Here is a 1,994-nt window from a genome sequence, read left to right as displayed (position 1 = left end):
TACCATTAAACAAAAAAACAGCCCCTATTATCTATCCACTAGATAACGGGGGCTGTTTTATAGGGGCGATTAAAAAAGGCACAAATAACCCCTCAAAAGCATTGAAAGAATAGCCCCCAATATCTATAATGTAGATATTGGGGGCTATTTTGTTTCTTTTATCAATAAATAACATCTGCTTTTCAGAAAAATTGTTGGACCTTTGTACTAATTGAACTAATTTCTTGCTGAGATAAAGTGGCCACAACTTCGCCATCTGATCGTTTTGTTGGATCGACAGCACGGACATGTTGCAATAACGCTGTCCCGTGAATTTTCCCGTTATCTATCCTGATAAATAACGGCGATTTAGCATACTTTTCTTGGGTACGATATTTGTCAGAGGTACTGATTGGCACAACTAGCACCGTATTAAAATAGCGATTATAGTGATCGTTGCTTACAACTAAACACGGTCGCTTTTTCTTAGTTTCAGTGCCTTTAGCCGGATCTAAATTAATCCATAAAATAGCGCCTTGTTTTAATTTCATTAATCAAAGTCTTCGCTTTCTACGTCTTTACCCCAATCAACTTCTGTTGTACTGAGATTTCCAAACTTTTTTTCTTGTTCATCAACAAGTTGCCATAGATCCGGTTTACTACGAACAATCATTACTTTACCATTTGGTTCAATCTGCCATTCAATTGTGTCAGTAGACCGAACTTTTAACAGTTCACGTACTGTTTTAGGAATTGTAATCTGATTTTTACTTGTGATCTTCGAGCTAACCTTAGTTACATTACCTGCGCTCACAATATCATCTCCTTACTTTTTCCTTACAAAAATAATAACATAACTGCTTTAATATCTCAAGAAAAGGAGAAAAGACTATGCAACAAGTTGTTTTACCCATCAAAGATTCAAACGTTCTTAAAGAGGTTCAAGATACCTTACTCAATAACTTTAAAGCTGGCCGACGCAACTATACGATTTTTCAAGTTGGTAAAGCGACGCTACTGCGAGTAAGTGACGTTATGGGCTTAAAACAGGCCGATATTTTTAATCCGGACGGTTCTATTAAACAAAATGCGTTTATTCATGACCGAAAAACTGGTAAACCTAATACCTTGTACCTTAAACCTGTTCAAACAGAGCTCTTATTGTACCGTCAATGGCTGCTTGATCATAAGCTGGATTCTGAATGGCTCTTTCCTTCAATTCAACACCCAGAACGCCATATTACTGAAAAACAGTTCTACAAAATTATGAGTAAGGTTGGCGATCTATTAGGAATTAATTATCTAGGTACTCATACGATGCGCAAAACTGGGGCTTATCGTGTTTACACGCAATCAAATTACAATATTGGCCTAGTCATGCACTTACTAAATCACTCAAGTGAATCAATGACTTTAGCTTATTTAGGCTTAGACCAAGCAAGTACCGAAAGTATGTTAGATCAAATTGATTTTGGGTAAATTAGTTTGATTTTGTTGTCGCCATCGGCGACTTCTGATACAGGTTTTTAATGGGTCTAGCACAACATAGAATAAATTCTATGTGTAAGTGCGCATTGACCTCGTTTCACTCGGTCTGCTGATAACCATAAAATCAATTTCTGCTGTTGTTGAATTGACTGTATTTTTAATTCAATTTATGTTTGCACCTAACTAAGGATTGTTATGTTTTAAATATTTAAAAAGTGTCGCAGATTACGCTGCTTTAAGCCAAAATTTTTTAATTGCTTTGTGCAGATAATCTTTATAAGCTTGGTAACAAATTTTGAATAACGGTGCTGTAAGATCTGTGAATTTAAACTGAAAGCATTATTTTGATGTTAGGAGTCATTAAGATTGACGAAAAGAAAGTATTAAAACCAATTGATGAAATGCTTGCTGATCCTTGGCAAGTTGATATTCAAGAATTGTTTGAAGCTTCTGTCAATGAACCTGACGAGATCAAAAAGAATTTGTATGATTCCCTGGATACTTATATTTTGCAAAAAAGGCAAGAA

At 35.5% G+C, this 1,994-nt stretch carries 4 protein-coding genes; 2 read left to right on the top strand and 2 right to left on the bottom strand.

The window, feature by feature from the left end; translation table 11 throughout:
• Positions 1-182: 182 nt before the first annotated feature.
• Positions 183-530: a type II toxin-antitoxin system PemK/MazF family toxin gene (locus EKM66_RS12420; RefSeq protein ID WP_024002471.1), complete on the bottom strand. Its 348-nt coding sequence runs from the start codon at positions 528-530 to the stop codon at positions 183-185.
• Entirely contained in the window at positions 530-793 is a 264-nt protein-coding gene (locus EKM66_RS12415) for a type II toxin-antitoxin system PrlF family antitoxin (RefSeq protein WP_001748062.1), read from the bottom strand. Before EKM66_RS12415 ends, EKM66_RS12420 begins: the two co-directional genes overlap by 1 nt.
• A 77-nt stretch (positions 794-870) precedes the next feature.
• Between EKM66_RS12415 and EKM66_RS12410 the strand changes: the two genes are divergently transcribed.
• Together EKM66_RS12410 and EKM66_RS12405 are read left to right on the top strand one after the other, a co-directional pair.
• The gene (locus EKM66_RS12410; protein WP_095662035.1) at positions 871-1,458 is read left to right on the top strand and encodes a site-specific integrase; all 588 of its coding nucleotides are present in this window, start codon (positions 871-873) and stop codon (positions 1,456-1,458) included.
• Between the two features lie 356 nt (positions 1,459-1,814).
• Positions 1,815-1,994: hypothetical protein (locus tag EKM66_RS12405; RefSeq protein WP_125765023.1), on the top strand; the 180-nt coding region annotated here is incomplete at its 3' end.

Origin of the sequence: Companilactobacillus hulinensis (assembly GCF_003946555.1) — a bacterium.
In the GTDB taxonomy this organism is placed as follows: Bacteria; Bacillota; Bacilli; order Lactobacillales; family Lactobacillaceae; genus Companilactobacillus; species Companilactobacillus hulinensis.
Note: the sequence above shows the minus strand (reverse complement) of the source record. Positions and strands in the feature narration are given on the sequence as shown.